Here is a 26890-nt window from a genome sequence, read left to right on the forward strand (position 1 = left end):
TGTGAACATGGAAAAGTTTGAAAAAGTCCACGGTGTGGCAGCCCCCATGCCCCTGATCAATATCGACACCGATATGATCATTCCCAAGGTGCATCTGAAAACGATCAAACGGTCCGGCCTCGGCGTCGTCCTGTTCGACGAGATGCGCTATCACGATGACGGACGCGAGAACGAAGAGTTCGTCTTGAACAAGCCCGCTTATCGCAACGCCGAGATTCTGGTGGCTGGCGACAACTTCGGGTGCGGCTCATCTCGGGAACACGCGCCCTGGGCGATCAAGGATTTTGGTATCAAGGTGGTCATCTCGACCAGCTTCGCCGACATCTTCTTCAACAACTGCTTCAAGAACGGCATCCTGCCCATCGTCGTCGAAGAACACCACCACGTCATTCTGATGGAGGATGCCCACAAGGGCGAGAACGCACGTATGACCGTGCATCTGGAAGATCAGCAGATCGTCACCTCGGACGGCGTCGTGATCGAGTTTGATATCGACCCGCACCGCAAGCATTGCCTGCTGAACGGTCTGGACGATATCGGCCTGACGATGGAAAAAGATCACCACATCGACACGTTCGAATCCCATGCCGGACAGGCGCGCCCCTGGGTGTGATTCTGGGGGTGAACCTGTGGATACTCAACCAGACGGGGTCGCCAAGGCGGCCCCGTTCGCATTCTTGGGGTTAAAGTCAAAGCAACCACAACATGTAGAGAACCATTTCCATTACACGTCGAATTTGCGACGTGAATGATGCAAAGCCGCACCAGTTTCGCCATCTTTTTGCCCGAAATCACGTGTTTTCTGCACCTCGGCTTGAGCGAAATGCCGCTTATCGCCAATGATGGCGCTAAAGGGGCATCCGCCAAATATCGAGATTGGCGGGCATCAAGTTGGAACCAAGTCGGCAAAGAATCGACTGGTCCGGTTTGGAAAGGGTTCGGATAGTGATTGCTCGCACAACAGGGGCTGCGATACGGGGATTGTTGGTGGCACTTCTTGTGCTGACACCCGCATTGTATCTGCCCGCATCAACGTCCAACGGGACCGAGATCGTTGTCTTTCTGGCAATCCTGGCATTCATCCTGACCTTCGCCGAATACAACTCGGCCTTTCCCAGCTTTATCGAATTCCGCGATGCGCCGCCTGTGAACAGACTGCGCTTTGTCGGCCTGATGTCGATGATCTCGTTCCTGACCTTGATCTGCAAGAACGCCTATGCGCCGACGGAACTGACCAGTACCGTGTATTCGGTCGGCCTGGCCGTCGCGAATGTCGTCGACTTCCCCTATTCGCCTGTCCGCCTGGTGGTGTTGATGCTGCCTGCTGACGCGAGCCAACCCTTGGTCGAGTTGGTACGCATAACGGCAAGTGTCGCCTATGTGGCCGCTTTGGTCACGATCGCCAGCTTCGCCTATGCGGTCAAACTGCGTGGATGGCCCACCGGCAACGGGGCGTTCAATGTCTGGACCAACCTGCCCCTGTTCGACCCCACCAAGGGCGGAGACGTGGTGACTCGCCTGCAGCGCGACGGTCGGTTGAACATCTCGGTCGGCGTTCTGCTGCCTTTCCTGATTCCGGCCCTGATCAAGCTGCTCACGGATTTCATTGATCCGCTGTCGTTGTCCAATCCGCAGACGTTGATCTGGACCATGAGCGCGTGGGCCTTCTTGCCGGCCAGCATGATCATGCGCGGGATGGCAACCCTGCGCATTGCCGGGCTGATCGTGGAAAAACGCCGCGCCTACTCGACCGCCGAGACGACCCAAACCGCATGATCCGTATTCTTGTTCTGCTGTTGCTGCCGTTTGCGGCGCAGGCAGAGCCAGTGCGCGTTGCCAGCTTCAATGCTGAGCTAGGGCGGAAAGGTCCAGGCCTGCTGCTGCGTGATATTCGGCGTGATGATCCCCAGGTGCAGGCGGTGATCGACGTTCTGACCGCCGCTGCCCCCGATGTCCTGGCCCTGCAAGGCATCGACTGGGACCATGACAACCTGGCCCTGTCCGCTCTGGCTGATCGGTTGCGCGCGGCAGGGCTGGATTACCCGCATCTCTTCGCTGGCCAGCCCAACTCGGGGCTGATGACGTCGCTTGATCTGGACGGGGACGGGGAACGGGGCGGATCCGGGGACGCCCAGGGATGGGGCCGTTTCACCGGAAATGGCGGGCTGGCCGTGCTGTCCCGTTATCCGATCGCAAAGGATGAGGTTCGTGACCTCTCGGCGCTGCTGTGGAAGGATCTGCCCGGCGCGACGCTACCCACCCGTGGCGGGTTGCCTTTCCCGTCCGAACAGGCCCACGCTGTTCAGCGCCTGTCGTCGACCGCCCATTGGATCGTTCCGGTGGAGACGCCTCAAGGCCGCCTGAACCTGATGACCTTTCACGCCACCCCTCCTGTCTTTGACGGGCCCGAGGATCGCAACGGATTGCGCAATCGCGACGAGATCCGGCTGTGGTCGGTGTTGCTTGACGGCGGGCTGGGTCCAGCCCCGAAAAGTCGTTTCATCATTGCCGGTGACGCCAATCTTGACCCGAACCTGGGCGAGGGGCGCAATGAAGCCATCCGCGATCTGTTACAGCACCCCAGCCTGCAGGATCCGCGACCCGTGGATGGCGCAGGCTCGGCTGTAACGGTGGTCTGGAAGGCGGTGGGTGAACGGCGTGTTGACTATCTGCTGCCATCGGTCGACTGGGTGGTTGAAAACGCCGGCATCCACTGGACTGACGCCAAAGACGCGCCCCTTGCCGCGGCCAGCAAGGCCAGCCGACATCGCCTGATTTGGGTTGACTTGTCACACCCTGACATGCCGCCGGGCCTATGACAGGCCCTGAACTCGATCCACGTCTGTGGTTCGCGGGCTATCATGCGACAGGTCAGACACAGCGGTTTTCAATGCCTCTTGCAGCGGCGTGGATGCGAAATCGCTGATCAACGAGTCGAAGAACGAGCCATCCAAGCGGTGCGGCGTGTCCCACAGATAGCGCATCTCAAGCAGATGCGGGGCCAGTTTCCAGAACGGCTGGGCCAGAACAATTGGCCACCAGTTCATCTGCTTCAGGCGCACCGGAGCCCTGGTCACTTCCGACAAGGCCTGTGCCAATTGGCGGCCGGTCAACGTGTATCCGGCAAAAGGAATGTCGCAATAGCGCGGCAAGTCATGCCGCATCTCGGCCAACTGAACCGCAGCGCGGGCCAGATCCGGCAGGTAGGCCCAGGCATGGGCAATGTCAGGGTCACCGGGATAGACGAAACGCCCTTTGGCCAGGGGCTTGATCATGATCTGGTCGAACCAATTGCCGGAGGCTTGCGTGTCAAGGAAATCCCCGGCGCGCAGGTTCACGGTGCGCACGCCCGACGACCGATAGGCCTCCTCCATACGGATCCGAATCTGGCCCAGAGGGTTGGTTGCAAGATGCGGCGTATCTGCCGCCCACGGCCCGGGCGTGTCGGCCCCAAAAACATAAACGTTACCGGGCACGATCACGGTCGCCCCGGTTGCCTTCGCCGCACCGATGACCTGAGCGTGCAAATCCGGCACCTGCCGCGCCCACTCGGTGTATGGCGGGTTCCAGCCATTCACGATGACATCCGCACCCCGGGCTGCGGTGGACAGATCATCCCTCGCGCGGTCAAATCCCCGCACCGTCCATCCGGCCGTTTGAAACGCGTCTGCGGCATTGCGGCCAAAACGCCCCGAAGATCCCAGGATCAGCACCTTTCCCGTCATCACAACCTCCTGTCAGCCCTGGCGGTTGAACAAAAGATATCCATTCACTCACCTTTGGGAATTGCCGAAAAACGCAGAGCATGTATTCATCTGCGCATGGATAAAACCTTGGCACTTTCTGATTGGTCTTTGGTGCAGAGCTTTCTGGCAGTTGCGGAAACGGGATCGTTGTCGGCGGCTGCGCGGGAACTGGGGCGCAGTCAGCCGACGCTTGGTCGCCAGGTGCAGGCGCTCGAGACGGATTTGGGCGTGTCGCTGTTCGATCGCCATGCGCGAGGCCTCAAGCTCAGCGCAGCCGGCCAGCAATTGCTGCCGATGGCGCAACAGATGCACACGGCCATGCGCCAGCTGAGCCTGGCCGCCGCCGGGCAGTCGCAACAGCTGGGCGGTACGGTCCGCATCACCGCCTCGGTCTTCGCATCGCACCATATCCTGCCGTCCATTCTGGCGGACATCCGCAGGCAAGAACCTTCAATCCAGCTGGAACTGGTCGCCACCGACACCAGCGAAAACCTGCTGTTCCGCGAAGCTGATATCGCAGTTCGCATGTATCGCCCCGAGCAGGTCGATATCGTGACCCGGCATCTGGGCGACGTACCGTTGTGTTTCTGCGCAGCCCGGTCGTATCTGGACCGCGCCGGTCGGCCAACCACCCCCGAAGAGTTGTTTCAGCATCACCTGGTGGGTTTCGACTCTAACGACCTGATCATCTCGAAAATGCAGGCCAAGGGTTGGCCTGCCAGCAAGAAAGACTTTGCCACCCGTTGCGATCTTCAAAGCGCCTATTGGGAGTTGATCCGCGCGGGTTGCGGCATCGGTTTCAGCCAGGTTCAAGTGGCCAAGGCTGATCCTGCGGTCGAAATTCTGCCGTTGGATGTGGACATACCAGTCCTGCCGGTCTGGCTGGCTGCGCCGCAGGCCATGCGGCAGACACCGCGCATTCGCCGGGTCTGGGACCTGCTTGCAGAAGGGCTGAAAGCCAGCTTGTAACCCAAATCGGGTGCCCGGCGCATGTTCAGCGGCGTTTTTCGCGCTGTACGGCCCTGAATCCGCGCATTTTGACTAGAACGCCTCATTGACCAGATGCACCGCAAACGCTAGGCCCGATGCTGAAAAACGCAAGGAGACCGTTCATGTCCAACCCCTCGCTCCTCATCCTGCCCGGAGACGGAATTGGCCCCGAAGTCATGGCCGAAGTGCGCAAGATTATCGGCTGGTTCGGCGCCAAGCGCGGCCTTGAATTCGACGTGAGCGAGGATCTGGTCGGCGGTGCCGCCTATGACGTGCACGGCAAGCCCCTGTCGGACGAGACGATGGCCAAGGCGCAAGAGGTCGACGCGGTTCTGCTGGGCGCCGTGGGCGGCCCGAAATACGACGATCTGGATTTCAGCGTGAAACCCGAGCGCGGCCTGCTGCGCCTGCGCAAGGAGATGGACCTGTACTCGAACCTGCGCCCGGCCCAGTGCTTTGACGCGCTGGCCGATTTCTCGTCGCTCAAAAAGGACGTGGTTGCCGGCCTCGATATCATGATCGTGCGCGAACTGACCTCGGGCGTCTATTTCGGCGAGCCGCGCGGTATCTTCGAGGAAGGCAACGAGCGCGTGGGCATCAACACCCAGCGCTACACCGAATCTGAGATCGAACGCGCCGCGCGCTCGGCCTTTGAACTGGCGATGCGCCGCAACAAGAAGCTGTGCTCGATGGAAAAGGCCAACGTAATGGAATCGGGCATCCTGTGGCGCGAGGTGGTGACCCGCGTGGGCCAGGACTATCCCGAGGTCGAGCTGAGCCACATGTATGCCGACAACGGCGCCATGCAGCTGGTGCGCGCACCCAAGCAGTTCGACGTGATCCTGACCGACAACCTGTTCGGCGATATCCTGTCGGACTGCGCGGCGATGCTGACCGGCTCGCTGGGCATGCTGCCCTCGGCCTCGCTGGGCGCGCCGATGGCCAATGGCCGACCCAAGGCGCTGTATGAACCCGTCCACGGCTCGGCCCCCGACATCGCCGGTCAGGGCAAGGCCAACCCGATCGCCTGTATCCTCAGCTTTGCGATGGCGCTGCGCTACAGCTTTGACCAAGGCGCCGAGGCCGATCGTCTGGAAGCCGCGGTCGAAAAGGTTCTGGCCGATGGTGTCCGCACGGCTGATCTGCTGGCCGAAGAAGGCGTTCAGCCGGTTTCGACCAGCGAAATGGGCGATGCGATCGTCGCCACGCTGGACGAAAGCCTGTAACGACCGATCCGGGCGGCGCCCAGCGCCGCCCGCCCGATCATCTGCGGTCTAATTGCCGCCAAAAAGATCCTTCAACAGACTGTCGACGGCCTTGGCAAAGCCACCCTGCTGCCTGCGGCGTGGCTGGGATTGCTGAGTCGTCTGGACCGGAGCGGCCGGAGCCAGCATCGGCAGCGGGGTCGGGGTCATACCTTCGGTGACCCGCACCATGGTTTCCTTCCAAATCTCGGCTGGCAGCCCACCGCCGGTAACGCCCGACAACGGCGTGTTGTCGTCATAACCCATCCAGACACCGGCCACATAGTCCGCGGTAAAGCCGATGAACCACGCATCCCGGGCGGCCTGGGTTGTGCCTGTTTTGCCTGCAACCTGCCATCCCGGCAACTTGGCGCGTTGTCCAGTTCCCTCGGATACCACGCGCTCCATCATCCAGGTCAGTTGCTTGGCAGCTTCGTCTCGGATCACCCGCTCGCCGATCCCGGTCGTCGTCACCATCATCGGGGCATCATCACCCAGCAGTTTCAACTCGGTCAGGCCGTACGGTTCCACGGACGAGCCGCCATTCAGGATACCGGCGTAGGCACCGGTCATTTCGATCAGCGTGCTTTCCGACGCGCCCAGCGCCAGCGCAGGACCAGCCGCCAGATCGCTTTCGATGCCGAACCCGCTGGCAACGGTGCGCACATTGTCCAGCCCAGCAACCTCGGCCACCTTGACGGCCGGGATGTTCAGCGAGTTCTTGAGCGCATCCGCCAGCGTCACGCGACCGTAGAACTTGTTAGTGTAATTCTTTGGGCACCACTGGCCGGACCCCGGGATGTCGATGCAATAGGGCTCGTCCACCACCGTGGCCAGCGGCGAATAACCCAGTTCCAGCGCGGTGGCATAGACGAAGGGCTTGAACGAAGACCCGGTCTGGCGCAACGCCTGCGTCGCGCGGTTGAACGCACCCGACACCTTGGTCTTGCGTCCACCCACCATGGCCCGGACCGCACCATCGGCCGACATCACTACGATCGCGGCCTGCGCTTTTGAGCCTTCACTGACCTTTTCGTCGAACACCTGTTTCAGCGCCGCTTCGGCCGCCTGCTGGATTCGCTGATCCAGCGTGGTCTTGATCACCACGTCCTCGGTGGTGTTGCGGGTAAAGAACTCGGGGCCGCTGGCCATGACCCAATCGGCAAAATACCCGCCAGCGCGCGCGGCGGCGGCCTCGGACAGCTCGGCCGGGTTATTGCGCGCCGCGTTTGCCTGTGACGTGGTCAGGTAACCCTGATCCTCCATCAGGCTGATGACCACCTTGGCCCGGTCCTGCGAGCGTTGCAGGTTGTTGGTGGGCGCATAGCGCGTGGGCGCCACCAGCAGCCCCGCCAGCATCGCTGCCTCGGCCGGGTCCACCTCGGCGGCGGACTTACCGAAATAGCGCTGGCTGGCCGCCTCGAACCCGCGGGCCCCGGCCCCCAGAAATGCCCGGTTCAGATAGATGGTCAGGATCTCATCCTTGGAGTATTTGACCTCCATCGCCATCGCGTAGATCGCTTCCTTGGCCTTGCGCCACAGCGACCCCTGGCGGCAGTCGGCCTCGTACGCCGCTTCCGATTCCCACTCGGTCGGATCGTACGGGACGCCCAGACACAGCAGCTTGGCCGTCTGCTGGGTGATGGTCGAACCGCCATGCCCCGACAGTGGGCCACGCCCCTCGGACAGGTTGATCTTCACCGCACTGGCAATGCCGCGCGGGCTTACGCCGAAGTGACGGTAAAACCGCTTGTCCTCGGTCGCGACAACCGCATTCTTCAGATGCGGCGACACGGTGTCGGTGGTGATAACGCCGCCGAACTGATCCCCGCGCCATGCAAAGACCTTGCCGTCCCGGTCCAGCAGCGTGACCGATCCACGCGCGCGCCCATCCAGCAGGGCATCGACCTCGGGCAACGTGGAGTAGACAACCCCAACGGCAAGCGCCAGCAGCAGAGCGGCTATCGCACCCACCCGCCAGGTCAGCCCCCAGATCAGGCGCCCTATCCAGCGGAACAGCCGGCGAAAGAAGCCGCCCTGCCCGCCTCCCGAACGTTTGCCCCGGGGCTTGCGACTGGTCTTTCGGGTCGTGGTCTTGCGCGCCGTCGCCTTCTTGCCCGCCGGTTTCGCCGTCCGCTTGGCGGACGAGGTCTTGCGGCCTCCGGACGGATACCGTTTGTCCGCCACCAGCGGTTTTCGACGCTTGGACTCAGTCATGCTCAAACTCTGCCCGTTTTTGCTTTTGTGGCACCATACCGCGCTGTCGCGCCCATGTAGAGGTGTGAAATAGCGCGAATTCCCCTCTCACACTTGCGTATTTTTTAATCACTTTGCCGTTTTTGTGCAAAAAATGTGCAATTTTGCCCCTCTTCCCCAGCGTCTTTTTGCCGAAATCGTTCCTTGAGCGGCCATGTCGGGCTCTTTTTCTGCAGGTGCAAAGCCGGACCCACCGGAACAGAAGAGGGGAAAGACGTGAAACTGATCATTGCGACAATCAAGCCGTTCAAGCTCGAGGAGGTGCGCGAGGCACTGACCGAGGCGGGCGTGCGCGGCATGATGGTGACCGAAATCAAGGGCTTCGGCTCGCAATCCGGTCACACCGAAATCTATCGGGGCGCCGAATACGCGGTGAACTTCGTGCCCAAGATCAAGCTGGAAATCGTGGTGCCCGCCGCGATGACCGACCAGATCGTCGAGACCATCACCAAAACCGCCAAGACCGGCAAGATCGGCGACGGCAAGATTTTTGTCCTCGATGTCGAGCAGGCCCTTCGCGTGCGGACCGGGGAACTCAACGAAGAGGCGCTGTAAGGCGCCGCGACCGACAATCATTCGAGGACTGAACATGAACCTGATGAAATCACTCATCCCTGCCGCCGCAATCGTCGCGCTGCCGCAGATGGGCCTGGCGCAGGAGGCCGCCGCAACCGGCGAAACCGCGCAGCATACGCAATACATCCTGACTTCGCTGCTGTTCCTGATGGGCGGCTTCCTGGTATTCTGGATGGCCGCGGGCTTTGCAATGCTCGAGGCCGGTCTGGTGCGCTCCAAGAACGTGGCGATGCAGCTGGTTAAGAACATCGGCTTGTTTTCCTTTGCCGCGATCATGTACTGGCTGGTCGGCTTCAACTTGATGTATCCGGGCGACGGCTGGACCATCACCAACATTCTGGGCGCCTTCTCACCCACCTCGCTGGAACCGGTCGGCCTTGATGGCGTCGAAACCGATCTGTCCTATGCGTCGGTCGGTTCGGACTTCTTCTTCCAGCTGATGTTCTGCGCCACCACCGCCTCGATCGTGTCGGGCACCATGGCCGAGCGGGTCAAGCTGTGGCCCTTCTTCATCTTCGTGATCGTCCTGACCGGTGTCATCTACCCCATCGAAGCCTCGTGGCAGTGGGGCGGCGGCTGGCTGTCCGAAATGGGCTTCAGCGATTTCGCGGGCTCGACCCTTGTGCATGCCGCAGGTGGCTTTGCCGCGCTGGCCGGAGCCATCGTGCTGGGCCCCCGGATCGGCAAATACAGCAAGGACGGCAAGGTCGTTCCGATCCCCGGCTCGAACCTGGCGCTTGCCACCCTGGGTACGTTCATCCTGTGGCTGGGTTGGTTCGGCTTCAATGGCGGCTCGCAGCTGGCCATGGGCACGATCGGCGACATGGCTGACATCAGCCGCATCTTCGCCAACACCAACATGGCCGCAGCCGCCGGCGCCGTCGCTGCCCTGATCCTCACCCAGGTGATGTACGGCAAGGTCGACCTGACCATGGTGCTGAACGGTGCGCTGGCCGGACTGGTCTCGATCACCGCCGAACCGCTGGCACCGTCGCTGTTCCAGGCGCTGATCATCGGGGGCATCGGTGGCGTGATCGTGGTCTACACCGTGCCGCTGCTGGACAAGATGAAGATCGACGACGTGGTCGGCGCCATCCCGGTTCACCTGATCGCGGGCTTCTGGGGCACCTTCATCGTGGCCTGGACCAACGGCGACGCGTCCTTCGTGACCCAGATCATCGGCTTTGCAGCCATCGGGATCTTCGTCTTCGTGGTCAGCTACATCCTGTTCTCGATCCTCAAAGCCACCGTCGGCCTGCGGGTTGGCGAGGAAGAAGAGATCAACGGCCTCGACATGGGCGAACTGGGCATGGAAGCCTATCCCGAGTTCTCGAAGGGCTGAGCTCTCTTCAATCCAAACAAAAAACCCGGGCATTCGTGCCCGGGTTTCTTTTTTTGAAATGCCTGAGCTCAGACGCCGACGTCGATGATGGCCTTGGCCAGGATCGGCACGGTGGCCTCGTTCAACCCGGCAATGTTCATGCGGCTGTCGCCGACCATGTAGATGCCGTGCTCGACCCGCAGCTTCTCGACCAGCTCGGGCGCGGCGCCCAGGCGCGAGAACATGCCGCGATGCTGGGCCAGGAAGCCGAACCGGTCCGATCCGCTCAGCCGCTGTAGCTCGTCCGCCAACTGGCGGCGCAGGCCCAGCATCGACAGGCGAACCTCCTCCAGTTCGGCCATCCAATCGGCGCGCAGGCCCTCATCCATCAAAATCGTGGTCACTACGCGCGCGCCGTGATCCGGCGGGAACGAATAGTTCTGGCGGTTCAGAAACGCCAGCGTGCCCTGGTTCAGCGCGGTCTGGCCCGCATCGGCGCTGACGGCCATCAGCAGGCCGGTCCGCTCACGGTAGACACCGAAATTCTTCGAACAGGACGCCGCGATCAGGCATTCCTTGACAGACGCAGCGACAAGCCGGGTCGCCTGCGCATCCTCGTTCAGACCGTCGCCAAAACCCTGATAGGCGATGTCGATCATCGCAACCAAGCCACGGTCGTTGATCAGGTTCACCACCTCTTGCCACTGGACCATGTTCAGGTTGGCGCCGGTCGGGTTGTGGCAGCAGCCATGCAGCAGCACCACGTCGCCCGCCTTGGCGGTCTTGAGGTCCTCGATCATGCCGTCGAAATCGACGCCACGGGTTTCCTCGTCGAAATAGCAGTAGGCGACGGTTTCGATGCCCAGGTAGTTCAGGATCGAGATGTGGTTCGGCCAGGTCGGGTTCGACACGAACACCCGGGCCGAGGGGTTGGCCATGCGGATCAGCTCGAACGCTTGCCGACAGGCACCGGTGCCGCCCGGGGTGGCCGCGGCGGCGATGTTGGCGCGCGGCACGCTGGTGCCGAGGATCAGGCTGATCATCGCATCGGCATAGACCGGATCACCGGCCAGCCCGGTATAGGCCTTTGAGTCCTGCTCTTCCCAGATCCGCTGCTCGGCGGCCTTGACCGCCCGCATCACCGGGGTCACCCCATTGGCGTCTTTGTAGACGCCGACACCCAGATCAATCTTCTGTTCGCGCGGGTCCTCGCGATACATCTGCATCAGGGCCAGGATCTTGTCGGCTGGCTGCGGCTTGAGGTTTTCAAACATCAGGAGTCTCCGGTTGCGACGGGCAGGGTCGGGAAGGCGCCCCATTCGGCCCAGCTGCCGTCATAAAGCGAATGGTCTTTCTTGCCCATGCGCTCGAGCGCAAGGCTGAGGATCGCGGCGGTCACGCCTGACCCGCAGGTGGTGATGGCGGGTTTCGACAGATCGACGCCTGCGGCTTCGAACACCGCACGGCAGTCCTCGGGCGATTTCATGGTGCCGTCGGCATTTAACAATTGTCCGAAGGGCACGTTGCGCGAGCCGGGGATGTGCCCTGCCCTCAAACCTTCGCGCGGTTCGGGCTGCGATCCGGCAAAACGGTCCGCGGCGCGGGCGTCGATGATTTCGTGATCGGCCAGCTTAGCGGCGGCTGAGACCTGCGTCACGTCGCGGACCAGGTGGTTCTGCACGCGCACGGTCATGTGGCGATCGCGGATGACGGGGGGCAGATCCTCGATTTCGCGCCCCTCGGCGACCCATTTGGGCAGGCCGCCGTCCAGAACGGCGATGTTCTCCTGCCCCATCAGGCGGAACAGCCACCAGACCCGTGCGGCCGAAAACAGGCCCGCGCCGTCATAGACCACGACCTGGTGGCCGTCGCCCACGCCCATGGCCCGCAGGCGCGACATGAATTTCTCGACCGGAGGCGCCATGTGCGGCAGGTCCGAGCGGTGATCCGAGATCTCGTCGATGTCGAAGAACCGCGCGCCGGGAATATGTCCGGCCTCGTATTCGGCGCGGGCGTCGCGCCCCTGCTGCGGCAGGTACCACGAGGCGTCGAGGATCCGCAGATCCGGGTCCTTGAGGTGGGCGGCAAGCCACTCGGTGGAAACCAGGGTTTTTGGATCGTCCAGCATCAAAGCCTCCCCTTTACGCGCAGGGATTTCCCTATACGCGCAAGGGTGCGGGTTCAAGGCTGGATCGGGTCCCTGCGGCCCTATCGCGCCCGTCGCAGGCGGAAATGCTGGATGATGCCGATCACGCTGATCGCGATCCAGAAACTTTCGATCAGCATCGAGGCCAGGTTGAAATTCTGCAGCAGCGAATAGACGATCAGAACCGACCCCACCAGGTTGACCACCGGAAAGGCCAGATCGTCGGAATTCATCATCCGCATCTGGGTGGCGAAGTAGGCCGCAACCACGATCAGCGCCCCGAAGGACCCGATACCATCGGCCAGCGTCAGGCCGTTCAGGAAATCCGTCATCGGGTCATCTCCTTCTGCCGTATCAACCGGCCGCAGCGGTCGCGGGCCGGTGCCCGTAGTGATGCATGTTCAGAAACGCCGCGCCCTCGGGCCCGGCGCGATAGCCATGCGGCAGATCGGCCGGAAAGCGCAACCCCTGGCCCGCGCTCAACGGCACCCATTCGCCGTTCCGCAGCACCTCGAGCGCGCCGCTCAGCACAAAGACTTCCTCGGTCACGCCGGCGGCATGGGCGGGGGATTCGTGGCATTGGTTGCGGTCCAGTTCGACGTGAAAGGTCTCGGCCCCCAGAACCGGGTCGAAAGGAAAGACGATCTTGACCTTCAGACTGCCCGGAAAGGTCACGGTGCGGAACCGGGCCGCATCCGCCGGATCGCGCAGGGCGCTGGTGCCGATCAGCGCGCTCAGCGGCATCTGGAACCCCTTTGCGATCTTCCACAGCGTCGCGATGGTGGGGCTTGATTCGCCGCGCTCGATCTGGCCCAGCATGGCCTTGCTGACTCCGGTCAACTCGGCCGCTTTGGCCAGGCTCAGCCCCGATGCCGCACGGACGTCTCTGAGTTTCAGGGTGATGTCGTCCGATTCCATGGCCAAGTCCCGCGATTTACCTTGTGCGTTATAACGCACATGTGCTACGTGCGCTATAACGCACGCAACACTGGTTTTGCAACCGGGCAAAAGGAAAACAGCATCATGCCAATGTACCGATCCAGAACTTCGACCCATGGCCGCAACATGGCCGGTGCCCGCGGTCTGTGGCGCGCCACCGGGATGGGCGACGACGATTTCGGCAAACCGATCATCGCCATCGTCAACTCGTTCACGCAATTCGTGCCGGGACACGTCCACCTCAAGGATCTGGGTCAGATGGTCGCCCGCGAGGTCGAGGCCGCCGGTGGCGTGGCCAAAGAGTTCAACACCATCGCCGTCGATGACGGCATCGCCATGGGCCATGACGGGATGCTGTATTCGCTCCCCTCACGCGAGATCATCGCCGACAGCGTCGAATACATGGTCAACGCACACTGCGCCGATGCGATGGTCTGCATCTCGAACTGCGACAAGATCACCCCGGGCATGCTGATGGCAGCGATGCGGCTGAACATCCCGGCCATCTTCGTCTCGGGCGGGCCGATGGAGGCCGGCAAGATCGACATCGCCGATCTGGATGTGAAGAAGATCGACCTGGTCGACGCCATGGTCGCCGCCGCCGATGACAAGTACACCGACGAGCAGGTCAAACATATCGAAGAAAACGCCTGCCCCACCTGCGGATCGTGCTCGGGCATGTTCACCGCGAACTCGATGAACTGCCTGGCCGAGGCGCTGGGTCTGGCGCTGCCGGGTAATGGCTCGACCCTGGCCACCCATGCCGACCGCAAGGAGCTGTTCCTGGAGGCCGGCCGCCGCATCGTCGAGATCACCAAGCGTCACTATGAGCTGAACGAAAAAGGCTTCCTCCCGCGCGAGATCGCGACCTTCGAGGCCTTCGAAAACGCCATGAGCCTGGACATCGCCATGGGCGGCTCGACCAACACGGTGCTGCACCTGCTGGCCATCGCGCATGAGGGCGGGGTGGATTTCACCATGTCCGACATGGACCGGCTGAGCCGCAAGGTGCCCTGCCTGTGCAAGGTCGCGCCCAACACCGAAAACGTCCACATGGAGGATGTGCATCGCGCGGGTGGCATCTTCTCGATCCTGGGCGAGCTGAGCCGCGCCGGTCTGCTGCATGACGACTGCTGCACGGTGCATTCGGCCAGCATGGCAGAGGCCATCGCCAACTGGGACATCACGGTGACCAACAACCCCAAAGCGCAAGATCTGTTCAAGGCCGCCCCCGGTGGCGTGCGCACGACCCAGGCGTTCAGCCAGTCGAACCGCTACAAGGAACTGGACACCGACCGGGCAAACGGCGTGATCCGATCCAAGGACCATGCGTTCAGTCAGGATGGCGGTCTGGCCGTTCTGTTCGGCAACATCGCGCGCGACGGCTGCATCGTGAAGACCGCAGGTGTGGATGAGAACATCCTGAAATTCACCGGCACCGCCTATGTCTGCGAAAGTCAGGACCAGGCGGTGAACGACATCCTGACTGGCAAGGTCAAGGAAGGCGACGTGGTCGTGATCCGGTATGAAGGCCCACGCGGCGGGCCTGGTATGCAAGAGATGCTGTACCCGACCTCGTACCTGAAATCCAAAGGTCTGGGCAAAGCCTGCGCACTGCTGACCGACGGTCGCTTCTCGGGCGGCACTTCGGGTCTGTCGATCGGGCACGTCTCGCCCGAGGCGGCCGAAGGCGGTGAGATCGGTCTGGTGCAGAACGGGGACAGGATCGAAATCGACATCCCAAACCGCTCGATCCACCTGGCCGTGTCCGACGAAGAGCTGGCAGCCCGCAGGGAAGTCCAGGACGAAAAGGGCTGGGTTCCCGCCGCACCGCGCAAGCGCAAGGTGTCCACGGCACTGAAGGCCTATGCCAAGCTGGCGACCAGCGCTGCAAAAGGCGCGGTGCGTCAGGTTTGAACACTACCGGCCTGCGTCATGCGGGCCGGTTCGTTACCTGAAACCGAAATGCTCCCGCGCCTGACAGGACCCATCGGCTGCGCCGCTGCCTCCGTCAGTCTTGGGCCGGGCGCCGCGCTGTGCGCGGCGCCCGGCCCAACCAGAGGAGATGTCTCGCCAGAGACATCGACGATGGGCGGGAGCACTCCGGAAAGCTGGGTCAGTCACCCAACTTGGCATGAATCTCATCCAGGTCGATTTCACCTGTCGGCATCTTGTTGGCCGGGTTCTCGAAATCGTATTTGAACAGTTCGAAATCCTGTTTGTAGATTTCGTAGACCAGATGCATCGACAGGTCGTCGAAATAGTCCTCGACCGGGTGCGCACGTTTGGGGCCGTGGCCCTCGGATTCGTTGAAGCGCGGAATTTCGGACAGGGTCACGGGATGCGGGGTTTCCAGCGCGTCCAGCACGCCTTGCATCCCGTCGTTGAATTTCTCGGTCCAGAAAACCCGGTCATAGCGTCCGCCATTCACGATGAAGGTCGACACATGCCCCGACATGGCCGACCAGTGAATGTCCGGGTCCATTGGCCGCCGCCAACGGATCGTGTCGCGGGCAAACAGAAGAAACCGGCGGAAACTGGCAATCTGGTCGAATTCGCCCTTGCCGTCCTCGCCCCCGACCTCGATCCCGTAATTGTAGATCAGCGTCGGCACCAGATTGCCCCGGTACCGTTTCCCGTTGCGCTGAATGCCGCAGATCTTGTCGAAGAACGAACTGAGGATCCGCGTGTAGGGGTTGCGCACACAGGTGAAGGCGAACGACTTGTGCCCGCGCACATTGGCCGAGATCACATCCTGGCTGTGGTCAAACGCCCATTTGTGCATCCCGTCTTTGGCGTCGTGGATATCGCCGTCAAAGAACCGACCGTGATCGGAGTAATACATGATCTGCCCGATGGTCGAGCAGGCGCATTTGGGCACGACGCGATAGACCATGCTTTCGCTTTCGGTCATCCATGTACCGGGAAATCCCATCTGCCATGCCTCCTTAGCCGGCCGAGTCTCAAGGTGATGCGCCAGCTTTTGACGCCAGAGAAGCAAAAATATTCTGTTTATTCAATCGCTCATCCTCAGTATCACGGTTGGAACCGGGCAGTAACGGACTTCATGCAACGCCAATGGCCAAGATCGCCTACATTCTGCTGTGTCACAAAGACCCTGACGCGATTATCGCACAGGCCGAACGGCTGACGGCCGCAGGGGACTGCATGGCCATCCATTTCGATGCCAGCGCATCCGCACAGGACTTTGACCGGATCCAGACGGCCCTGAAAAGCAATCCCAATGTGACCTTCGCGGCCAGGCGGATCAAATGTGGCTGGGGGGAATGGTCGCTGGTGCAGGCAACACTGAACGCGGTGCAAGCTGCGGTCGAGGCCTTCCCGCGAGCGACCCATTTCTACATGCTGTCGGGCGACTGCATGGCGATAAAGACCGCAGAATATGCGCATCGGTTTCTGGATGAAACCGACAAGGATTTCATCGAAAGCCACGACTTTTTCGAAAGCGACTGGATCAAGACCGGCATGAAGGAAGACCGGCTGATCTATCGCCACTATTTCAACGAACGCACGCAGAGCAAACTGTTCTATGCCGCCTACGAGGCCCAGAAACGTCTCGGCCTGACCCGCGAGATCCCTGAGGATCTCCAGATCATGATCGGCAGCCAGTGGTGGTGCCTTCGCCGCCGGACAATCGAGATGATCCTGGATTTCCTGCGCCAGCGCCGGGACGTGGTCCGTTTTTTCTCGACCACCTGGATTCCGGACGAGACGTTCTTTCAGACCCTCGTGCGCCACCTGATCCCCAAAACCGAGATCGAAAACCGCACGCTGACTTTCCTGATGTTCTCGGACTACGGGATGCCGGTGACTTTTTACAACGATCACTACGACCTGCTGCTGACGCAAGATTACCTGTTCGCCCGCAAGATCAGCCCCGAGGCGCAGTTGCTGAAGCAGAAATTGGGTGCGCTCTATGCCAGCGAAGGAGTCGCGTTCCAGATATCGAACGAGGGACGGAATCTGCACGGATTTCTGACCGGCCGTGGCCGCGTGGGACGCCGGTATGCACCCCGCTTCTGGGAAACCGCCAACACGCTGGGCGCCGATCGCGATCTGTACATGATCGTCTGCAAGAAGTGGCATGTAGCCAAGCGGCTGATCGACCAGATCGCCTCTGAGACCAACCTGCCCTGCACCGAGTACCTGTTCAACGAGGAGGCCGCCCCGCTGCCCGATCTGGGGGGCTTGGAGACCACGCTGGTCAAACGATCCCGGCATCGCAGGGCGGTCACCCGGATGCTGTATGATCACTTCGGCACCGACCGGTTGCTGATCTGCCTGGATCCGGCCAGTCTGGATATCGTACAGGATTTCTGCTCGGACAAGGCGCGCACCCATGTGCTTGAAATCGAGTGCACTTATTCAGACGCGTATCTTGTTGGCCACGCCCACAGGGTCGGGTTGGCCGGAGAAAACAGCCCAGCCGCAACCGTCGAACGCCTGTTACCGACGATACGCGGCGATCTGGCCTATGAATCCGAACAGCTGCGCGGTGCTGGGATCGAGAGGTTCTTCCGATTGCGCGAAACCGCTGACCCGGCCGAGAACGTGGCCGCGATCGCAGGATTCCTTGGGGTTTCGGAGGAAACCGCCCAGTCAATCATGCAGCTTGACTACCTGTTCACGGACTGAACGAAAGTGTTGGCCCGGCCGCACTATGCCGCCGGGCCGGGTTTTCAGATGTCGAACTTCACGCCCTGCGCCAATGGCAATTCGGCCGAATAGTTCACGGTGTTCGTCTGGCGCCGCATATAGCCCTTCCAGGCATCCGAACCGCTTTCGCGTCCGCCACCGGTTTCCTTCTCACCGCCGAACGCGCCACCGATCTCGGCGCCCGAGGGGCCGATATTCACGTTGGCGATGCCGCAATCGGACCCGGCGGGCGACAGGAACTGTTCCGCCTCGCGCATGTTCAGCGTGAACACGCAAGACGACAGGCCCTGCGGCACGTCGTTCTGCATCTCGAGCGCCTCGTCGAAACCGTCATAGCCCATGACATAGAGGATCGGCGCGAAGGTTTCGGTCTTCACGATCTCGGTCTGGCCCGGCATTTCGACGATCGCGGGCTGCATGTAGACACCGCCCTCGGGCACGCCGTCGGTCACGCGCTTGCCGCCAAAGACGGTGCCGCCCTCGGCCTCTGCCGCCTTCAGTGCGGCCTCCATCGCCTGACCCGAGGCCTCATCCACCAGCGGCCCGACCAGCGTGCCTTCGGCCAGCGGGTCACCGATGGGCAGGCCGGCATAAGCCTTTTTCAGCCGCGCAACCAGATCGGCACGGATCGAGTTGTGCACGATCAGCCGCCGCAGCGAGGTGCAGCGCTGACCCGCGGTGCCCACGGCCGAGAACACGATGGCCCGCACCGCCATTTCCAGATCGGCCGAGGGGCCCACGATCATGGCGTTGTTGCCGCCTAGTTCCAGGATGCATTTGCCGAACCGCTGCGCCACGATCGGCGCGACCGCGCGGCCCATCCGGGTCGAACCGGTGGCCGAAATGATCGGCACCGCCTCGCTGGCCACAAGCGCCTTGCCCAGATCGGCACCGCCGATCAGCAGTTGCAGCAGCCCCTCGGGCGCGTCGCCGAACCGGGCCACGGCCTTTTCAAAGATCTTCTGACAGGCCATCGCGGTCAGGGGCGTTTTCTCGGACGGTTTCCAGATCACCGGGTCGCCGCAGACCAGCGCCAGCGCCGCGTTCCACGACCAGACCGCGACCGGGAAGTTGAAGGCCGAGATCACGCCGACCGGACCGGCCGGGTGCCAGGTCTCCATCATCCGGTGGCCGGGGCGTTCCGAGGCGATGGTCAGGCCATAGAGCTGCCGCGAAAGGCCCACGGCAAAGTCGCAGATGTCGATCATCTCCTGCACTTCGCCCAGACCTTCCGAGGTGATCTTGCCGGCCTCCCAGCTGACCAGCGCGCCCAGGTCCTCCTTGGCCGCGCGCAGCTCCTCGCCCAGCAGGCGGATTAGCTCGCCCCGACGCGGGGCGGGCACGGTGCGCCAGGCCTTGAAGGCCGCCGTGGCACGGGCAAAGACCGCATCCATGTCGGCAACGGGTGTTTCATGCACCCGCGCCAGGACGCGGCCGTCGATGGGCGAGCGGACCTCCAGCGACCCGCCGGTCAGCTCGGCCGCTGTCAGGCCTAGTTTTTCGAGTGTGTGTTCTGCAGTCATGACTACGTCTTTCATGTTCAGGCCGCCTTGTTCTGGGGGGTCACTTCGCCAGCGCGGTACAGCTGGCCGAATTCGGTGTTCAGGAAATCATCCAGCCCGACCTGCTCTTGCCGGACGAAACCCCGGGTGGGCAGCGCACCGGTGCGCATCAGGTCGACCACGCCCAGAACGCCAGCGGCGGTGGTGATCTGGATCGCGCTCCAGACCTGGCCGTCGATGGTGCGGGCAAAGGACTTGTTGATCAGGGATTTCTCGCGCAGCGCCCCGTCGATCATGCCCTTGGCCGTGCAATAGACCAGAACCACGTCCTGATCGGTGCGCGGCAGCGCGGTTTCAAAGATGTCCTTCAACAGGTCGCGGCGCTGGCCTAGGCCCAGATCGGTCAACAGCAGTTTGAGGATGTCGCGATGGCCAGGATAGCGGATCGAGCGATAGGACACCGCCCGCGCCTTGCCGGCCAAGGTCTCGGGTAAGGTGCCCAGGCCGCCCGACGTGTTGAAACATTCGTATTCCACACCGTCATGGCCGATGATCTCGTAATCCTCGAGCGGCGCGGTCTTGACCCGTTGGCCATTCACGATGGCGTCGCAGGGGTTGCAGTATTCGTTGATCAGCCCGTCGGTGGACCAGGTCAGATTGTATTTCAGCGCATTGGTCGGATAGAGCGGCAGCGCGCCCACCCGCATGTGCAGGCTGTCCAGCGTGTCGAATTCGGCCGCCAGTGCGGCCCCCGCGATGCCGACGAAACCCGGTGCCAACCCGCATTGCGGCATGAAGGCGGTGCCGCTGTCGCGGGCCAGTTCGCGCACGGCGTTGGTGGCGGCGACGTCCTCGGTCAGGTCGAAATAATGCGCACCAGCCGCCTTGGCCGCCTTGGCGATGGCAGGCGTCAGAAAAAACGGTGCGGCCGAGATCACCGCATCGAACCCCGCAAGCCCCTGCGCCAGCCCCGCCTGGTCGCCCGCGTCGATCTGGCGGGTGGTGATGCCCTGCCTGTTCAACGCCGACAGTGCCGTCAGGTCATGGTCGGCCACGGTTACGGTATAGTTGTGCGATTTCTTCAACAGGGCGGCGATCATCTGTCCGATCTTTCCGGCCCCGACGACGCAGATATTCCAACTCATTGCGCGCCTCCTCCTCTGCTCTGTTTCCAGTATGACCGCGCCGCCGTCCGGGCACAGCAATCGAGTTGACGAAACGGGCAACTTTTCCGTCATAACGACGATAAATGAATCACAATGTCGGGTCACGGCCGCAGCGTTTTGGAACCTGACGTCAGGGGTGGAAATGCCTTGCAACCGATTGCACCAGTTTTGCAATGATGCGACAGTCAACAGACCCGATCGACCGAACAGAGGAGACCAGGCAGGTGGGCGTTACGCTTAAGGAAGTTGCGGCCTTGGCCGGGGTGTCGCGGTCGGCGGTGTCGCGCACCTTCACGCCGGGCGCCTCGGTCTCGGCCAAGACCCGCGCCAAAGTGGAAAAGGCCGCCAAGGAACTGGGCTACAGCCCCAACGCGCTGGCCTCGTCGTTGACGACGGGGCGGACCAAGCTGATCGGGCTGATCTCGAACAACTTCCACAACCCCATCTTTCTTGAGGTTTTCGACCAGTTCACCCGCGCCCTGCAGGAACGCGGGCTGCGCCCCCTGATCGTGAACCTGACCGACGAGACCGAGCCCGCCAATTCCGTGCGCATGCTGCGGCAATATTCGGTGGATGCGGTGATCGTCGCCTCGTCGACCTTGCCGCCCAGCTTTGCCAAGGCGTTCCACGATGCCGGCGTGCCGGTGGTGCACACCTTCGGGCGCTCGGCGACCTCGCCCGAGGTGCATGTGGTGGGCATCGACAATGTGGAATGCGGACGCATGGCCGCGCGCGAGCTAGTCGCGCGAGGCTATTCCAGCGTGGGCTATCTGGGCGGGCCGATCGATGCGACCTCGGCGCGGGACCGGCAACGGGGCTTTACCGAGGAAATGGCAAACCACCCGCAGATTCCGGTCAGCCATTCTTTCGCCGGGGCCTATTCGTTCGAGGCCGGCCGGGCCGAGATGCTGCGCCTGCTTGCAGGTGACCCGGCACAGGCCTATTTCTGCGGCGACGACATCCTGTCGATCGGGGCGCTGTCGGCGCTGGCCGATCACGGGCTGAAACCGGGTTCCGACATAGGGATCATCGGCCTGAACGACATGGAGATGTCGCGCTGGGAATACATCAACCTGACGACCATCCATCAGCCGATCAAGCAGATCATCACCGCGTCGGTCGATCTGGTCGAAGAGATGCTGAAAACGCCCGATCGCTACCCCGAGGCGCGGATCTTCCCCTGCCGGGTGATCGAGCGGGGCACGTTGCGGCCCCGCCCCTGATCAACGGAACATCGGCGGGCGCGCGTCCTGCCAGGCGCCCTCGGCCCGGGCCGAGGCCACGGCCGCGTGCACCGCGGCAATCGAGCGGACGCCATCGGCGGCATCGGGCAGCCCATCGCGCGGCTCGCCCCGGATCGCGTCGGCCAGATCGCAATAGATATTGGCTACGGCCAGCGGAAAGCCCTCGGGATGGGCAATCGCCACCCGCGACAGGCGCATCGCGTCTTCATGCAGGCCGCCCTCGCCCTTTTCGATGATCTGGGTTCGTCCACCGACCGGGGTGTAGATCAGCTGGTTGGGGTGTTCGGACGCCCAGCGCAGCCCGCCGGTCTCGCCGAACACCTGGATGTCGAACCCGTGCTGCCGCCCGATCGCCACGGACGAGGTCCACAACCGGCCCACGGTGCCGCCCTCCATGCGGAAATTGACCATCGCGTCGTCTTCCAGCTGGCGGCTGGGAATGGTCGAGGCCATGTCGGCCGACAGCGTCGCGACCTCGTCATCGCAGATGAAGCTGGCCATGTGCAACGCGTGGATGCCGCAATCGGCGAATTGCCCCGACACGCCCGCCATGGCCGGATCATAACGCCAGCGCACGCGCGGATTGTCCGCGTCGGTGGCGTCCCCATGATGGCCGTGGCTGAAATTGGTGACGACCAGGCGCACCTTGCCGATCTCGCCGGCGCGGACCATGGCGCGGGCCTGCCGCACCATCGGATAGGCCGAATAGCAGTAGTTGACCGCACAGATCTTACCCGACTCCCGGGCCACGCGCACGATCTCTTCGCCCTCTTCCACGGTCATGGTCATCGGCTTTTCGCACAGCACGTTGAACCCGGCCTCGAGATACGCCTTGGCGATCTCGAAATGGGTGGCGTTCGGGGTGGCGATGGTTACAAGGTCGATCCGGTTGGGCCGGTCCTTTTCGCCGGCCAGCATTTCCTGCCAGTCGCCATAGGCGCGGTCGGCGGGCACACCCAGCCGCTGCGCATAGGTGCGCCCCGCCTCGGGCCGGTGGTCCAGCGCGCCGGCGGCGAATTCGAACAGGCCGTCGGCCTGTGCGCCCAGACGGTGGGCGGGTCCGATCTGGCTGCCTTCTCCGCCCCCGATCATGCCCCATTTCAACTTTGCCATGGTCTTGGTCTCTCTGCGAACGATGTTGGAAAACGTGCCGGGCCTAGAACGCGCCGACGTCCTGCCAGCCGCGACTGTCGGCCGAGGCCAGCGCCGCCGCCAGCACCCGGTTGACCTCGTGCCCGTCCCGGAAGGTGGGCCAGTTGCTCCGGCCGGAATGAATGGCGGTCAGAAAATCCTTGGCTTCGATGATGATCTGATCCTGATATCCGGTGCCGTGGCCGGGACCCTGGCAAAAGGGCTCATAATCGGGATGCTCCGGACCGGTCAGGATCTTGGTGAAACCGCGCTGGGCCTCGGGGCCTTCGCGGCGATAGAGCCACAGGGCGTTCTGATCCTCCTGGTCAAACCGGATCGCGCCCTTGGTGCCCGAAATCTCGTAGGCATAACCCATCTTGCGGCCGGTCGCGATGCGGCTGAAATATAGGTTCCCCATGACGCCGTTTTCAAACCGACACATCATCTGGGCGTGGTCGTCATTGGTCACTGCACCGCCCGGGCGGGTGTGGTGAACGGTTTCCACATCGGCCATGACCTGCGCGATCGGCCCCACCAGAGCCAGCGCGCCATTGACCATGTGCGGCGCCAGATCGCCGATGGTGCCGTTGGCCATGCCGGTCGTGCGCCAGGTCGCCGGGGCCTCGGGGTCGGCATAGAAATCCTCGGTATGTTCACCGCGGAACCATGTGATGTCGCCAATCGCGCCGTCGGCGATCAACTGGCGTGCAAACTGGCTGGCCGGGGTGCGGATATAGTTGAACCCAACCATGTTGACGGTGCCCGAGGCCTCGGCCGCCGCCACCATGGCGCGGCTGTCCTCGAGCGACGCGCCCAGCGGTTTTTCGCACAGCACCGGCTTGCCCAGTGCGAGCGCCGCCTCGGCGATCTGCCGGTGCGTGGACTGGGGCGAGGCGATCACGACGGCCTCGACCACCGGATCTTTGACCAAGGCCTGCCAGTCGGCGGTGGCACGGCGGAACCCGTAGGCGGCGCGGTAGCGTTCGGCACTGTCAAGGCTTGAGGCGCAAATCATCTCGAGCCGCGGTCTGAGCGCGGTGTCGAACACGGCGCCCACGGCGGACATGGCCACCGAATGGGCCTTGCCCATATAGCCGCCTCCGACGATTCCAATTCCGATTTCTGGCATTTTGGGCGGCTCCGAACATACTGATTGCAACCGGTTGCAAAATCAGTATCGTGAGAATCGATCCAATGCAAGGTCCATCGGATCGGCGGGATCAAAATGCCTGGGAGGTACAGTTTGAGTCACTTGATCGACGGCATCAAAGGAAACCGGTTTGCCGTTTTCGGGCGCGCTGGCATGGACATGTTCGCCGATCCGGTCGGTGTCAAAAGCGAACATGCCGACATGTTCCGCGCCGATCTGGGCGGCTCGTCCGCAAATATCTGCGCAGGTCTGGTCAAGCTAGGCAGCCAGGCGTCGCTGATCACTTCCGTCTCGGATGACGCGGTGGGGCGGTTCTGCCTCAACAAGTTGCATCACTATGGTGTCGACACCTCTTTCATTCGCGTCGTCGGCGGTGAATACCGCATGTCCTTGGCGGTCTATGAAAGCTGCATCGAGGACTTTCAGAACGTCATCTACCGAAACGGCGCCGTCGATTTTCAGGTCACCGAAGATGACATGGACCGGGTCGACTATGGTCGTTTCAGCGCGGCGATCTCGGCCGGAACCGTGTTTGCCGCCGAACCGTCGCGCAGCGCCACCTTCCGCGCCTTCGAAAACGCGCGCAAGGCCGGTCTGCCGGTGATCTTCGACATCGACTACCGGCCCTACAGCTGGCCCTCGGCGCAGGTCGCCGCCGACGTGCTGTCGCGCGCGGGCGAGGCCAGCGACATGATCGTCGGCAATGACGAAGAATTCGGCTTCATGGCCGGCGGGATCGAGAAAGGCTTCCGGAAAGCCTGCGATCTGGCCGAGAAACCCGGCCGCATCGTCGTCTACAAGATGGGCGAAAAGGGCGCCGTCACCCTGACCGACGGGCAAGAGATCCACACGGGCATCTACCCGGTCAGGGCCGTCAAACCCAACGGCGCGGGCGACAGCTTCATGGCCGGGCTGCTGGCCTCGGTCGCGGCGGGCCATTCGCTGGAACAGGCGGTGTTGCGCGGATCGGCCTGCGCCTCGATCGTCGTGTCCAAACCGGGCTGCGCGCCCGCCATGCCAACCACCGAAGACCTGGACGCCTTCCTTGCGTCCCACCCCGGCCCCACCCCGGCCGGATAGGAGAGCCCGATGCACATCCCCCCGTTCGACAACCAGAACAATCCCATCGTCGATGTCGATGACCCGACCGTGCCGCTGAACTATTTCAACATCGTCAAGTTGAAGCGGGGCGAAGCCTTCGAATACCAGGTCCCGGGATACGAGACCTGCATCGTGCCCGCCACCGGCAGCGTCGACGTGGATGTCGAAGGCGTGCGCTTTGCCCATCTGGGCAACCGGGGCGAGAACGTCTGGGATGGCGAGCCCGAGGGGGCCTATGTCCCGTCGGGGGCCCGGGCGCAGATGGTCTGCGTGTCGGAAACGACCGAGGTGTTCGTGGCCGGCGCAAAGTATGACAAGGTGTTGGACCCGTTCGACGTGCGCGAGCACGATCTGGTGCAGTATGGCAGCGACGACACCAAGACCCATCGCAAGATCAAGCATATCCTGGGCCAGAAGCAGCATGACAAGGTCGGCCGCCTGCTGGTGAGCGAGCTGTTCACCGTGGGTCAGGGCGGTTGGTCGGGCTTTCCCAGCCACAAGCACGACACCAACCGCCTGCCGGACGAGACCCGGCATGACGAAACCTACAATTTCCGCTTCAAGCCCAACTGGGGTTCGGGCCTGCAGATGCTGCAGCGCGAGGACAACGAACCGGGTGATGCCTATCACATCGTCGATGGCTCGACGATCTGCATCGACAAGGGCTATCACCCCTGCTGCGTTCTGCCGGGATACGAGATGTATTACTTCACCATCCTCGGCGGGCTGACCCAACGATCGCTGGTGCAGTATTTCCAACCCACCCACGCCTATCAGATCGAGACGATCCCGGGCATCAAAGACATGATCGCCAAGTTCAAATGACCCTCGTTACGCTCAAGGACGTCCTGCAACCCGCCTTTGAACAGGGCTATGCCGTCGGCGGCCTGGTGACGCTGGGCTGGGAGGACATGCGCGCCTATGTCGCCGCGGCCGAGGCCGAGAACGCCCCGGTGATCCTGCAGGCCGGCCCCAGCTGCCGCGTACACACGCCGCTGCCGGTTCTGGGCAAGATGTTCCGGTATCTGGCCGAAAACGCCTCGGTTCCGGTCGTGGCGCATCTAGACCATGGCTATTCGTTCGAGGATTGCAAGATTGCGCTTGACAGCGGGTTCACCTCGCTGATGTTCGACGGATCGCGCAAGCCGCTGCAGCAGAATATCGACGAGACCGCCGCGATCGCCGAAATGGCCCATGCCGCCGGGATCTCGTGCGAGGGCGAGATCGGATTCGTCGGCTATTCTGGCGGCGAAGGCTCGGCCGGGACCGACCCGGACGAGGCCGCCACCTTCGCCACCCAGACCGGCGTGGACGCGATGGCGATCTCGGTCGGAAACGTCCACCTTCAGCAGAACAAGGAAGGCGGGCTGGACGAGGACCGCATCCGCCGGATTCAGGCCGTGACCAATGTGCCGCTGGTGATCCATGGCGGATCGGGCGTGCCCGTCGAACAGCGCGCGCGGCTGGCGCGTGAAACCGCGATCTGCAAGTTCAACATCGGGACCGAGCTGCGCATGGCCTTCGGCGCCGCCCTGCGCGTGGCCGTGAACCGCGACCCCGACCGGTTCGACCGGGTGACGATCCTGAAGGAAACCCATGATCCGGTCATGGCTGCCGCCCGCACCGTGATCCGCGCCTTCGGAGCGCCGCCGCAGCGATAACCGTCCCGGCCTTGGCTGTTCTGCAAATCGCGATGGCGGA

Annotated in this window: 24 protein-coding genes; 13 read left to right on the forward strand and 11 right to left on the reverse strand. The window is 62.7% G+C overall.

Annotation, left to right across the window (positions count from 1 at the left end; all coding sequences use genetic code 11):
- The first annotated feature begins 7 nt into the window (after window positions 1–7).
- The 3 genes from leuD to ACR0IR_RS15430 all read left to right on the forward strand — a co-directional run bounded on the left by leuD (window position 8) and on the right by ACR0IR_RS15430 (window position 2819).
- A complete protein-coding gene (leuD, locus tag ACR0IR_RS15420; protein WP_170343177.1) occupies window positions 8–613 on the forward strand; it encodes a 3-isopropylmalate dehydratase small subunit in 606 nt (201 codons plus the stop codon).
- Window positions 614–945: 332 nt separating this feature from the next.
- Window positions 946–1776 (forward strand): hypothetical protein, encoded by an 831-nt coding sequence (locus ACR0IR_RS15425; protein WP_093963685.1) that lies wholly within the window; start codon window positions 946–948, stop codon window positions 1774–1776.
- Window positions 1773–2819 (forward strand): endonuclease/exonuclease/phosphatase family protein, encoded by a 1047-nt coding sequence (locus ACR0IR_RS15430; RefSeq protein WP_170365647.1) that lies wholly within the window; start codon window positions 1773–1775, stop codon window positions 2817–2819. The genes ACR0IR_RS15425 and ACR0IR_RS15430 overlap by 4 nt, the downstream gene beginning before the upstream one ends.
- On the opposite strand, the gene ACR0IR_RS15435 is transcribed toward ACR0IR_RS15430, so the two are convergent.
- Entirely contained in the window at window positions 2814–3725 is a 912-nt protein-coding gene (locus ACR0IR_RS15435) for a Rossmann-fold NAD(P)-binding domain-containing protein (RefSeq protein ID WP_170365649.1), read from the reverse strand. The two genes, ACR0IR_RS15430 and ACR0IR_RS15435, sit on opposite strands and share 6 nt — an antisense overlap.
- A gap of 96 nt (window positions 3726–3821) precedes the next feature.
- Between ACR0IR_RS15435 and ACR0IR_RS15440 the strand changes: the two genes are divergently transcribed.
- Both ACR0IR_RS15440 and leuB read left to right on the forward strand, forming a co-directional pair.
- Window positions 3822–4715 carry a LysR family transcriptional regulator gene (locus tag ACR0IR_RS15440; RefSeq protein WP_480779137.1) on the forward strand — a complete coding sequence of 298 codons (894 nt, stop codon included), beginning with the start codon at window positions 3822–3824 and terminating at the stop codon, window positions 4713–4715.
- Window positions 4716–4858: 143 nt separating this feature from the next.
- Window positions 4859–5962: a 3-isopropylmalate dehydrogenase gene (gene leuB / locus ACR0IR_RS15445; protein ID WP_480779138.1), complete on the forward strand. Its 1104-nt coding sequence runs from the start codon at window positions 4859–4861 to the stop codon at window positions 5960–5962.
- Between the two features lie 48 nt (window positions 5963–6010).
- Here leuB and ACR0IR_RS15450 read toward each other — a convergent pair whose 3' ends face one another.
- Window positions 6011–8197: a transglycosylase domain-containing protein gene (locus ACR0IR_RS15450; RefSeq protein ID WP_480779139.1), complete on the reverse strand. Its 2187-nt coding sequence runs from the start codon at window positions 8195–8197 to the stop codon at window positions 6011–6013.
- 255 nt (window positions 8198–8452) lie between these two features.
- Here ACR0IR_RS15450 and ACR0IR_RS15455 point away from each other — a divergent pair, with 255 nt between their 5' ends.
- On the forward strand, window positions 8453–8791 hold the full coding sequence (locus tag ACR0IR_RS15455) for a P-II family nitrogen regulator (protein ID WP_093963790.1): 339 nt from the start codon (window positions 8453–8455) through the stop codon (window positions 8789–8791).
- Between the two features lie 34 nt (window positions 8792–8825).
- Window positions 8826–10154 carry an ammonium transporter gene (locus tag ACR0IR_RS15460; RefSeq protein ID WP_170365653.1) on the forward strand — a complete coding sequence of 443 codons (1329 nt, stop codon included), beginning with the start codon at window positions 8826–8828 and terminating at the stop codon, window positions 10152–10154.
- A gap of 68 nt (window positions 10155–10222) precedes the next feature.
- On the opposite strand, the gene ACR0IR_RS15465 is transcribed toward ACR0IR_RS15460, so the two are convergent.
- From ACR0IR_RS15465 to ACR0IR_RS15480, 4 genes are all read right to left on the reverse strand, one after another.
- Window positions 10223–11407 carry an amino acid aminotransferase gene (locus tag ACR0IR_RS15465; RefSeq protein ID WP_170365655.1) on the reverse strand — a complete coding sequence of 395 codons (1185 nt, stop codon included), beginning with the start codon at window positions 11405–11407 and terminating at the stop codon, window positions 10223–10225.
- A complete protein-coding gene (sseA, locus tag ACR0IR_RS15470; protein ID WP_170365657.1) occupies window positions 11407–12261 on the reverse strand; it encodes a 3-mercaptopyruvate sulfurtransferase in 855 nt (284 codons plus the stop codon). The genes ACR0IR_RS15465 and sseA overlap by 1 nt, the downstream gene beginning before the upstream one ends.
- An 80-nt stretch (window positions 12262–12341) precedes the next feature.
- Entirely contained in the window at window positions 12342–12611 is a 270-nt protein-coding gene (locus tag ACR0IR_RS15475; protein ID WP_170365659.1) for a CBU_0592 family membrane protein, read from the reverse strand.
- A gap of 22 nt (window positions 12612–12633) precedes the next feature.
- Window positions 12634–13197, reverse strand: coding sequence for a helix-turn-helix domain-containing protein (locus ACR0IR_RS15480; protein WP_093963693.1), 564 nt, complete (start codon window positions 13195–13197; stop codon window positions 12634–12636).
- Between the two features lie 105 nt (window positions 13198–13302).
- Here ACR0IR_RS15480 and ilvD point away from each other — a divergent pair, with 105 nt between their 5' ends.
- On the forward strand, window positions 13303–15135 hold the full coding sequence (gene ilvD, locus ACR0IR_RS15485; protein WP_170365661.1) for a dihydroxy-acid dehydratase: 1833 nt from the start codon (window positions 13303–13305) through the stop codon (window positions 15133–15135).
- Between the two features lie 199 nt (window positions 15136–15334).
- Here ilvD and ACR0IR_RS15490 read toward each other — a convergent pair whose 3' ends face one another.
- Window positions 15335–16153 carry a sulfotransferase family protein gene (locus tag ACR0IR_RS15490; RefSeq protein ID WP_170359822.1) on the reverse strand — a complete coding sequence of 273 codons (819 nt, stop codon included), beginning with the start codon at window positions 16151–16153 and terminating at the stop codon, window positions 15335–15337.
- 143 nt (window positions 16154–16296) lie between these two features.
- Between ACR0IR_RS15490 and ACR0IR_RS15495 the strand changes: the two genes are divergently transcribed.
- Complete coding sequence (locus ACR0IR_RS15495; protein WP_170365662.1) at window positions 16297–17874, forward strand: DUF5928 domain-containing protein; 1578 nt, start codon at window positions 16297–16299, stop codon at window positions 17872–17874.
- Between the two features lie 44 nt (window positions 17875–17918).
- Here ACR0IR_RS15495 and amaB read toward each other — a convergent pair whose 3' ends face one another.
- Entirely contained in the window at window positions 17919–19418 is a 1500-nt protein-coding gene (amaB, locus tag ACR0IR_RS15500) for an L-piperidine-6-carboxylate dehydrogenase (RefSeq protein WP_437342616.1), read from the reverse strand.
- 17 nt (window positions 19419–19435) lie between these two features.
- Window positions 19436–20542: a saccharopine dehydrogenase family protein gene (locus ACR0IR_RS15505; protein WP_170365665.1), complete on the reverse strand. Its 1107-nt coding sequence runs from the start codon at window positions 20540–20542 to the stop codon at window positions 19436–19438.
- Between the two features lie 245 nt (window positions 20543–20787).
- Between ACR0IR_RS15505 and ACR0IR_RS15510 the strand changes: the two genes are divergently transcribed.
- Entirely contained in the window at window positions 20788–21786 is a 999-nt protein-coding gene (locus tag ACR0IR_RS15510) for a LacI family DNA-binding transcriptional regulator (RefSeq protein ID WP_170365666.1), read from the forward strand.
- Here the strand turns inward: ACR0IR_RS15510 and ACR0IR_RS15515 are convergent, their stop codons facing one another.
- Together ACR0IR_RS15515 and ACR0IR_RS15520 are read right to left on the reverse strand one after the other, a co-directional pair.
- On the reverse strand, window positions 21787–22920 hold the full coding sequence (locus ACR0IR_RS15515) for a Gfo/Idh/MocA family protein (RefSeq protein WP_170365668.1): 1134 nt from the start codon (window positions 22918–22920) through the stop codon (window positions 21787–21789).
- Between the two features lie 43 nt (window positions 22921–22963).
- Complete coding sequence (locus tag ACR0IR_RS15520) at window positions 22964–24067, reverse strand: Gfo/Idh/MocA family protein (protein WP_170365669.1); 1104 nt, start codon at window positions 24065–24067, stop codon at window positions 22964–22966.
- Between the two features lie 96 nt (window positions 24068–24163).
- Between ACR0IR_RS15520 and ACR0IR_RS15525 the strand changes: the two genes are divergently transcribed.
- Genes ACR0IR_RS15525 through ACR0IR_RS15535 form a run of 3 tightly spaced genes read left to right on the forward strand, consistent with a single transcriptional unit; the run spans window position 24164 to window position 26850 of the window.
- Complete coding sequence (locus ACR0IR_RS15525; RefSeq protein WP_170365671.1) at window positions 24164–25168, forward strand: PfkB family carbohydrate kinase; 1005 nt, start codon at window positions 24164–24166, stop codon at window positions 25166–25168.
- Window positions 25169–25177: 9 nt separating this feature from the next.
- Window positions 25178–26014 carry a 5-deoxy-glucuronate isomerase gene (locus tag ACR0IR_RS15530; protein ID WP_170365672.1) on the forward strand — a complete coding sequence of 279 codons (837 nt, stop codon included), beginning with the start codon at window positions 25178–25180 and terminating at the stop codon, window positions 26012–26014.
- Window positions 26011–26850, forward strand: a complete 840-nt coding sequence (locus ACR0IR_RS15535) for a class II fructose-bisphosphate aldolase (RefSeq protein WP_170365674.1) — start codon at window positions 26011–26013, stop codon at window positions 26848–26850. The genes ACR0IR_RS15530 and ACR0IR_RS15535 overlap by 4 nt, the downstream gene beginning before the upstream one ends.
- The last annotated feature ends 40 nt before the right edge of the window (window positions 26851–26890 follow it).

This window comes from Ruegeria sp. CF2, assembly GCF_056537385.1.

Coding starts and splice junctions, on each gene's coding strand:
- leuD (WP_170343177.1), top strand. CDS start 8: ATGGAAAAGTTTGAAAAAGTCCACGGTGTGGCAGCCCCCATGCCCCTG.
- ACR0IR_RS15430 (WP_170365647.1), top strand. CDS start 1,773: ATGATCCGTATTCTTGTTCTGCTGTTGCTGCCGTTTGCGGCGCAGGCA.
- ACR0IR_RS15435 (WP_170365649.1), bottom strand. CDS start 3,725: ATGACGGGAAAGGTGCTGATCCTGGGATCTTCGGGGCGTTTTGGCCGC.
- ACR0IR_RS15440 (WP_480779137.1), top strand. CDS start 3,822: ATGGATAAAACCTTGGCACTTTCTGATTGGTCTTTGGTGCAGAGCTTT.
- leuB (WP_480779138.1), top strand. CDS start 4,859: ATGTCCAACCCCTCGCTCCTCATCCTGCCCGGAGACGGAATTGGCCCC.
- ACR0IR_RS15450 (WP_480779139.1), bottom strand. CDS start 8,197: ATGACTGAGTCCAAGCGTCGAAAACCGCTGGTGGCGGACAAACGGTAT.
- ACR0IR_RS15460 (WP_170365653.1), top strand. CDS start 8,826: ATGAACCTGATGAAATCACTCATCCCTGCCGCCGCAATCGTCGCGCTG.
- ACR0IR_RS15465 (WP_170365655.1), bottom strand. CDS start 11,407: ATGTTTGAAAACCTCAAGCCGCAGCCAGCCGACAAGATCCTGGCCCTG.
- sseA (WP_170365657.1), bottom strand. CDS start 12,261: ATGCTGGACGATCCAAAAACCCTGGTTTCCACCGAGTGGCTTGCCGCC.
- ACR0IR_RS15475 (WP_170365659.1), bottom strand. CDS start 12,611: ATGACGGATTTCCTGAACGGCCTGACGCTGGCCGATGGTATCGGGTCC.
- ACR0IR_RS15480 (WP_093963693.1), bottom strand. CDS start 13,197: ATGGAATCGGACGACATCACCCTGAAACTCAGAGACGTCCGTGCGGCA.
- ilvD (WP_170365661.1), top strand. CDS start 13,303: ATGCCAATGTACCGATCCAGAACTTCGACCCATGGCCGCAACATGGCC.
- ACR0IR_RS15490 (WP_170359822.1), bottom strand. CDS start 16,153: ATGGGATTTCCCGGTACATGGATGACCGAAAGCGAAAGCATGGTCTAT.
- ACR0IR_RS15495 (WP_170365662.1), top strand. CDS start 16,297: ATGGCCAAGATCGCCTACATTCTGCTGTGTCACAAAGACCCTGACGCG.
- amaB (WP_437342616.1), bottom strand. CDS start 19,418: ATGACTGCAGAACACACACTCGAAAAACTAGGCCTGACAGCGGCCGAG.
- ACR0IR_RS15505 (WP_170365665.1), bottom strand. CDS start 20,542: ATGAGTTGGAATATCTGCGTCGTCGGGGCCGGAAAGATCGGACAGATG.
- ACR0IR_RS15515 (WP_170365668.1), bottom strand. CDS start 22,920: ATGGCAAAGTTGAAATGGGGCATGATCGGGGGCGGAGAAGGCAGCCAG.
- ACR0IR_RS15520 (WP_170365669.1), bottom strand. CDS start 24,067: ATGCCAGAAATCGGAATTGGAATCGTCGGAGGCGGCTATATGGGCAAG.
- ACR0IR_RS15525 (WP_170365671.1), top strand. CDS start 24,164: ATGCCTGGGAGGTACAGTTTGAGTCACTTGATCGACGGCATCAAAGGA.
- ACR0IR_RS15530 (WP_170365672.1), top strand. CDS start 25,178: ATGCACATCCCCCCGTTCGACAACCAGAACAATCCCATCGTCGATGTC.
- ACR0IR_RS15535 (WP_170365674.1), top strand. CDS start 26,011: ATGACCCTCGTTACGCTCAAGGACGTCCTGCAACCCGCCTTTGAACAG.